The 6,515-nt window shown below is 69.8% G+C and carries 8 protein-coding genes; 5 read left to right on the forward strand and 3 right to left on the reverse strand.

Going from position 1 to position 6,515, the window contains the following annotated elements; all coding sequences use genetic code 11:
• Positions 1-78 precede the first annotated feature (78 nt).
• Both ACLF6J_RS14770 and ACLF6J_RS14775 read right to left on the reverse strand, forming a co-directional pair.
• A complete protein-coding gene (locus tag ACLF6J_RS14770; RefSeq protein ID WP_134352200.1) occupies positions 79-483 on the reverse strand; it encodes a PIN domain-containing protein in 405 nt (134 codons plus the stop codon).
• Positions 480-716: a type II toxin-antitoxin system VapB family antitoxin gene (locus ACLF6J_RS14775; RefSeq protein ID WP_052193466.1), complete on the reverse strand. Its 237-nt coding sequence runs from the start codon at positions 714-716 to the stop codon at positions 480-482. The genes ACLF6J_RS14770 and ACLF6J_RS14775 overlap by 4 nt, the downstream gene beginning before the upstream one ends.
• 97 nt (positions 717-813) lie before the next feature.
• Here ACLF6J_RS14775 and ACLF6J_RS14780 point away from each other — a divergent pair, with 97 nt between their 5' ends.
• Entirely contained in the window at positions 814-1,521 is a 708-nt protein-coding gene (locus tag ACLF6J_RS14780) for an HAD-IA family hydrolase (protein ID WP_134352201.1), read from the forward strand.
• Positions 1,522-1,526: 5 nt separating this feature from the next.
• Here the strand turns inward: ACLF6J_RS14780 and ACLF6J_RS14785 are convergent, their stop codons facing one another.
• The gene (locus ACLF6J_RS14785) at positions 1,527-2,150 is read right to left on the reverse strand and encodes a metal ABC transporter ATP-binding protein (RefSeq protein WP_134352202.1); all 624 of its coding nucleotides are present in this window, start codon (positions 2,148-2,150) and stop codon (positions 1,527-1,529) included.
• 54 nt (positions 2,151-2,204) lie between these two features.
• On the opposite strand from ACLF6J_RS14785, the gene aztB reads away from it, so the two are divergent.
• From aztB to aztD, 4 genes are read left to right on the forward strand one after another with little or no spacing between them, the layout of a single operon-like run.
• Positions 2,205-3,119 (forward strand): zinc ABC transporter permease AztB, encoded by a 915-nt coding sequence (aztB, locus tag ACLF6J_RS14790; protein WP_134352203.1) that lies wholly within the window; start codon positions 2,205-2,207, stop codon positions 3,117-3,119.
• Positions 3,116-4,315 (forward strand): ABC transporter, encoded by a 1,200-nt coding sequence (locus tag ACLF6J_RS14795; RefSeq protein WP_134352204.1) that lies wholly within the window; start codon positions 3,116-3,118, stop codon positions 4,313-4,315. Before aztB ends, ACLF6J_RS14795 begins: the two co-directional genes overlap by 4 nt.
• The gene (gene aztC, locus ACLF6J_RS14800) at positions 4,312-5,232 is read left to right on the forward strand and encodes a zinc ABC transporter substrate-binding protein AztC (RefSeq protein ID WP_134352205.1); all 921 of its coding nucleotides are present in this window, start codon (positions 4,312-4,314) and stop codon (positions 5,230-5,232) included. Before ACLF6J_RS14795 ends, aztC begins: the two co-directional genes overlap by 4 nt.
• A 50-nt stretch (positions 5,233-5,282) precedes the next feature.
• On the forward strand, positions 5,283-6,479 hold the full coding sequence (aztD, locus tag ACLF6J_RS14805) for a zinc metallochaperone AztD (protein ID WP_134352206.1): 1,197 nt from the start codon (positions 5,283-5,285) through the stop codon (positions 6,477-6,479).
• Positions 6,480-6,515 lie beyond the last annotated feature (36 nt).

Below are 6,515 nucleotides of genomic sequence, written 5' to 3' on the forward strand. Positions count from 1 at the left end.
CCGGGGGACGCCACGAAGCGTCTGACGAAGGCAACCCGCGGGCGGATCATGCACCCCGCCCCGGCGTCCGCCGCGGGGTCAGCCCTCCACGTACACCTGGCGGACTTTGCCTTCGGTCGCCAGCTCGATGTATCCGAAGTCATGGTCGGAGTTGAGGATGACGGCGTCGTTGGCGACGGCGTACGCGGCGATGAGACAGTCGAACACTGCTGCGGCGCGCACGAGCCCCCTCTTCCACAGTGCCTGCTGGATATCGAGGACATCCTGCTCGGGGGGATGCTCCCATGCGGGAAGCAACCCCTCCATGTCGCGGCGCAGCTCCGCATACTCTTCGGCGCTGCGCGCTGAGTGGCAGTACTCGAGAACCTGTGGCGGGCAGGTGATGATGAGGTTGTTCGGTGAGAGAGACCGTAGTCGGTCCGCGATCGTCGTGCTCTTGCCCGCCTTCTGCCAAATGCTGTTGTCGACGAGATAGGTGGTCACCGCGCCGAGCGCTTGTCTCGCGACACGGCAGCGGTCGGCGTGATGGTGGGTGCATCGATCTGATCGTCATCGAAGTGGCGCCCGATGATGCGCTCCACGGCGGCGGGCTGACGGCGCACGGCGATCAGCGTGCGCAACGCGAGATCCACGGTCTCCCGGTTGGAGGTCGTGCCGGCGAGCTGCTTGGCCTGCATCAGCTCGTCGGGGTCGATGTCGATGGATGTGACGGCCATGGTGCCTCCTCTGTTCTCGACTCTTATATAGATCACTATATAGTGTCTCGCTGGAGCGCGGCGGAACAGTCCGCGCTCCGGACGTGTTCACTTCTGCATGACCGACGGATCCCGTGAAGTGGCGCCGGAGCGCGTCGTGGCCGTGTTCGACGTATTGGGCACTCTGGTGAATCAGGCGGAAGGTCTCCGAGGCCGAGTGGAGGCGACGACCGGCCTCGACCGCGAGGAGACGACCGCGATCGTCGACGAATGGCTGAGCGGGGTGGCCGAACAGGAACGGGCCATCGTCCGCGGTGAACGCGTGTTCGCGACCAGCGACCAGCTCGACGCCGAAGTGCTGGAGCGGCTCGCCTCCCGAAGCGTCCTTCCCGTCACAGCCGTCCCCGCGCTCGTCGGCGCCTCCGCTTTCAGCCCGCCCTGGGAGGACTCCGCCGCGGGTCTGCGCTCCCTCGCCGAGGTCGCCACCGTCGTGGGATTGTCGAACGCGAGTCGTCGGGTACTGACCGGCTTGAGCGTCCATGCAGGTTTCCGCTGGCATCAGCTGCTCTCGGCGGAGGACGCCGGCACCTACAAGCCGGCCGCGGAGATGTACGAGCTGGCGATGGCGAGCGTCCCGGCGAGCGGTCGTCCCCCGTTCATGGTCGCGGCCCACGCGTGGGACCTCAGAGCGGCGCGGGATGCAGGCATGCGCACGGCCTACGTGCCTCGGCCCGACGCCGAACCCCCTTCCCCGGGCGAGCGGTTCGACATCCACGCCACCAGCCTCGCGGACCTCGAGAGGCGCCTGCGCGCGAAGACGGAGTAGTCCGCTCAGACCACTCGCCCGCGCTCCAGCCGGATGACACGGTCGGCGGCGAGCACGGCAGCGTCGTCGTGGGTGATGGTGCACACCGCGACGCCGCGAGCGGCTTCCTCCCGAAGGATCTCCTGCATCCGGGCAGCACTCTCGCGATCGAGACCGGCAGCCGCTTCGTCCAGCAGCAGGACGTCGGGCTGACACACGATCCCCTGCGCGAGGAACACCCGCTGCCGCTGCCCGCCGGACAACTCCGCCAACGGGCGGCCCGCGAGCTCCGACATGCCGACACGATCGAGAGCCCGCTCCACCGCTCGACGCGCGGCGACACGGGACGGGCGTCGCCCGCGCTTCCACGTCCCGATGCGCACCACATCCGCCGCCGACACGGGCAATGCATCCGGCACGGCAGGACGCTGCACGACGAGGGCGAGGGTCCCCCGGCGGCGCACCGCACCCCGCCGGGGGACCTTCACACCGGCGAGGATCTCGATCAGTGTCGACTTGCCCGACCCGTTGTGCCCGGCCAGCGCGACGACCTCCCCGGAATGGACATCGACCGTGACGGAGTGCAGCACGTCATCGTCGAAGTACCCGAAGCACACGTCACGCGCGGACAGCGCAGAGCTCTCATTCACAGCCTCAGCCTAGCAATTGATAATCATTCTCATTCTCATATAGAGTCTCCTCTCGTGCCCTTCCTGCTCGAACCGTTCGCCGTGGAGTTCTTCGTCCGTGCCCTGTGCGGCGGAATGCTCGTGGCCGTGATCTGCGGGGTCGTGGGCACGTGGGTCGTGATCCGCGGCATGGCTTTCCTCGGCGAGGCGATCGGCCACGGAATGCTGCCCGGCGTCGCGCTCGCCACCGTGGTCGGCGCCCCGGTCCTGCTCGGCGCGGCTCTGAGCGCTGCCGCCATGAGCGCCGCGATCGGCCTCCTTCAGCGACGGGGGCGGCTCTCGTACGACACGAGCATCGGTCTGCTGTTCGTCGCCATGCTCTCGCTCGGCGTGATCATCGTCTCCCACTCCCGCAGCTTCGCCACGGACGCGACCGCTCTGCTGTTCGGCGACATCCTCGCCATCCGCCCCGACGACATCGCGATGCTCCTCGTCGCCGCCGTCGTCACGGTCGGTGTCGCGTCCGCATTCCATCGCTCCTTCGTGGCGACGGCCTTCGATCCGCGCATCGCCCGCACGCTCGGGTTGCGCCCCCAGCTCGCGCACGTGGTGCTCGTCGCCCTCGTGACGCTCGCCGTCGTCGCGTCTTTCCAGGCCGTGGGCACGCTCCTCGTCGTCGGTCTGCTCCTCGCCCCCGCCGTCGCCGCCCGGGCGTGGACGACGCGGATCCCCACGACCATGCTCGGGGCCTCCCTCGTGGGCGCCGCAGCCGTCCTGATCGGGCTCTTCGCCTCCTGGCACTTCGCGGTGGCCGCGGGGGCCTCGATCGCCGCCGCGGCCGTGCTGCTGGCCGCTCTCTCCGCAGCCGCACGTTCGCTTCTGACCCGCGCCGTTCGTCGGCACCATCCCGTCGAGCACCCCGAATCCGCATCCTCGCGACCCGCATCGCCCGATGCTCCTGCCGTCGCGCTCCCCGAAAGGACCCGATGATTCCCCGCCCCCTCCGGCTCCTCCCCGCCGCCCTGACGATCGTCGCGCTCAGTGCGTGCGCCTCTGCTCCGGAGAGCTCACCGCCCGCGACCCCGGCGTCCGGAGACGGCCACGGCGCGATCGCCGGCGCCGAGGAGGTCGCCGAGCCGCCTCTGGGTCTGCTGTCCATCGATGCCGCGGGGAACGCGGCCGTGCTCGACCTGCGGACCGAGGAAGCGACCACCCTCGACCGCACGGCAGCCCCGTCGGCGCTCGCGAGCGATGGACGCTACGGGTTCGTGACCACGGAAGAGGGCGTGGAGGTGATCGACTCGGGCCGATGGAGCTGGGATCACGGCGACCACTTCCACTACTACCTCGCCGAGCCCGCACTTCTGGGCACGGTCGCCGGCGAGGGCGTCGCCACCGTCGTGACGGGCCCGCTGTCGACGGCCGGGGCCACCGGCGTGTTCTTCGGCGGCAGCCGCGAGGCGGTGCTGCTCGACAACAAGGCACTCTCCGAAGGACGGCTCGATGAGCTGTTCCGCATCGAGGTGAACGCGGACACCGGCCTGGTCGCCCCGATCGGAGAGGGCGCACTCGTGGCCGTCGACGACACGCTCATCTATCACGACAGCGACGGCGAGCCCGCGGAGTCCCCGGTCGACTGCGCCGACCCCTCGGGAGCGATCACCACCCGCGTCGGACTCGTCGTCGGCTGCGCAGACGGTGCGGTCCTGACGGCCTGGCAGGACGCGGGCCTCACCGTCGAGCGCATCCCCTACCCGTCAGGCGCCGTCGAGCGCGCCCTGTCGTTCGACGGCCGGAAGGGTCGTCCGACGGTCGCCGCCGTCGCGGGGACGACCGGCCTCTGGCTGCTCGACTCCCGGGCGCGCACCTGGGCCCTGGTGCCCACCGAACGTCCGCTGACGCACGTGGTCGCCGTGGACGACGCCGAGGGGCATGTGGTCGCCATCGACATCGACGGGCGGATCGTCGTGCATCTCGCCGACGACGGCGCACTCGTCGGCGCCACTGATCCTCTGCTCGCCGACGGCGGCGCCGCTTCCTCGCTCACCGTCGACGAGCAGCGGGCCTACGTCAGCGACCCGGCCGCCGGCGTCGTATACGAGGTCGACTACGCCGATGCCGCCCGCGTCGCTCGTTCCCTCGAGACGCCCACGGCTCCCGCATTCGTCGCGGAGGTCGGGCGATGAGGCCGCTGCGTGCGTCCTCCCTGCTGATCGCGACGACCGTGGTCCTTGCCGGCCTCGCGGGGTGCACCGGCACGGCGGCATCGGATCGACCGCAGATCGTGGTCACCACGAACATCCTCGGCGACGTCGTCGAGAACCTCACCGGCGATGCAGCCCAGGTCACCATCCTGATGAAACCGAACGCGGACCCGCACTCGTTCGAGATCTCCGCCCAGGAGGCCGCACGGATGGATGGCGCCGACCTGCTCGTGACGAACGGACTGGGCCTCGAGGAGGGGCTCCAGCAGCACATCGATCGCACCGCTGCCGCGGGAGTCCCGACGGTCGTGGCCGGCGACGTGATCGACGTCCTGCCCTACAGCTCCGAAGACGCGAACGGGGCGGACGATCCGCATTTCTGGACCGATCCGGCGCGCATGGTCGATGTCGTGGACGCGGTGGAGGAAGCGCTGGCCGAAGTGGACGGGATCGACGTCGCGCAGGTCCGCAGCAATGCCGAGACGTATCGCGGCGAACTCGCCGAGCTCGACGAGGAGATGTCGGCCGCCTTCGCCGCGATCCCCGTGGAACGAAGAGCACTCGTGACGAACCACCACGTCTTCGGCTACCTCGCGGACCGCTTCGACTTCCGCCTCATCGGCGCCGTGATCCCCGGGGGCACGACCCTCGCCGCGCCGAGCGCTGCCGACCTGCGCGATCTCACCGATGCGATCGACGAGGCAGGAGTGCGCACGATCTTCGCCGAATCCTCGCAGCCGGACCGACTCATCCAGGTGCTGGCCGCCGAGGCCGACGTCCAGGTCGAGGTCATCGAGCTGTTCACCGAGTCCCTCACCGAGCCCGGCGAGGGCGCCGACACCTACCTGACGATGATGCGCGCCAACACGGACCGCATCGCCGACGGGCTGACCCCATGAATGGACCCCGACCGGGGCCCGATACGAGAGGAAACACAATGAAGCGACACATGAGGATGAGTGCCGCTGTCGCGGCGCTGGCAGGCGTCTCGCTGCTCGCCACCGCCTGCGCCGGCGGTGCGGGCGGAGCAGGCGACACCGCGCCCACGGACGAGAAGTCAGGCACCACCGCGAGCGAGATGGGACGCGTCGCGATCTCGTACCCCGGAGGGATCGCGGTGCTCGACCCCGAGACGCTCGAGGTCGTCGACGAGTTCGAGACCGAGGAGTTCACGCGCCTGAACCCGTTCGGCGACGGCCGCACCATCGCCGTCACCACCTCCGCAGGGTTCCAGATGCTCGACACCGCCGAGCCCGCCCTGACCGACGCACTGTTCGAGGCGACCGCGGCCGGGCACGTCGTCATCCACGGCGAGGACACCGTGCTCTTCGACGACGGCACCGGAACGACCACGATCGTGCCGACCGACGGCTTCGCCGACGGCTACGACGCTCTTCCCGAGACCACGACGTACACCGCCGATGCCCCGCACCACGGTGTCTCGATCGTGCTCGAGGACGGTGCGCTGCTCACCACGGTCGGCGACGAGACGTCGCGCACCGGGGCCAAGGCCTTGCACGCACACGACGACCACTGGGACGAGGCCGCCGTCAACGCCGAGTGCCCCGGCATCCACGGGGAAGGCACCGCGGCCGAGGAAGCCGTGATCTTCGGTTGCGAGAACGGTGCGCTGCTGTTCAAGGACGAGGCCTTCACGAAGCTCGCGGCACCGGACGCGTACGGCCGCATGGGCAACGCCTTCGTCTCGGAGACCAGCCCGATCGTCGTCGGCGACTACAAGAACGACCCGGACGCGGAGGGCTACCTGCTGAATGCCGTCACGCTGATCGACACCGCCGCCGAGACCCTCGATGTCGTCGAGCTGCCTGCCGAGGTGCAGTACACCTTCCGCGACATCGCACGCGGCCCCGGCGACCTCGCTTACATCCTGTCGACCGACGGGCAGATCCACGTCCTCGACCCCGAGACGGGCGAGCTCACCGAGTCCTACCCCGTGATCGAGGCGTGGGAGGGTCCGGCCCAGTGGCAGGACGCGCACCCGGCGATCAAGGTCGACGGCGACATCGCGTACATCACCGAGCCCGCCGCGAACAGTGTGCACGCCGTGGACCTCACCACCGGGGAGATCGTCGCCTCGGTCGAGCTCGACCACACCCCGAACGAGATCGCGGTGGCCATCGGCTGACCCCCGCGTTCGCGCGCACCGGCGGGGGGGGGGGGC

It is taken from the genome of Microbacterium sp. IO18 (assembly GCF_049099505.1).
Classification (GTDB): domain Bacteria; phylum Actinomycetota; class Actinomycetes; order Actinomycetales; family Microbacteriaceae; genus Microbacterium; species Microbacterium aurugineum.

Coding starts and splice junctions, on each gene's coding strand:
- ACLF6J_RS14795 (WP_134352204.1), top strand. CDS start 3,116: ATGATTCCCCGCCCCCTCCGGCTCCTCCCCGCCGCCCTGACGATCGTC.
- aztD (WP_134352206.1), top strand. CDS start 5,283: ATGAGGATGAGTGCCGCTGTCGCGGCGCTGGCAGGCGTCTCGCTGCTC.
- ACLF6J_RS14775 (WP_052193466.1), bottom strand. CDS start 716: ATGGCCGTCACATCCATCGACATCGACCCCGACGAGCTGATGCAGGCC.
- ACLF6J_RS14780 (WP_134352201.1), top strand. CDS start 814: ATGACCGACGGATCCCGTGAAGTGGCGCCGGAGCGCGTCGTGGCCGTG.
- aztC (WP_134352205.1), top strand. CDS start 4,312: ATGAGGCCGCTGCGTGCGTCCTCCCTGCTGATCGCGACGACCGTGGTC.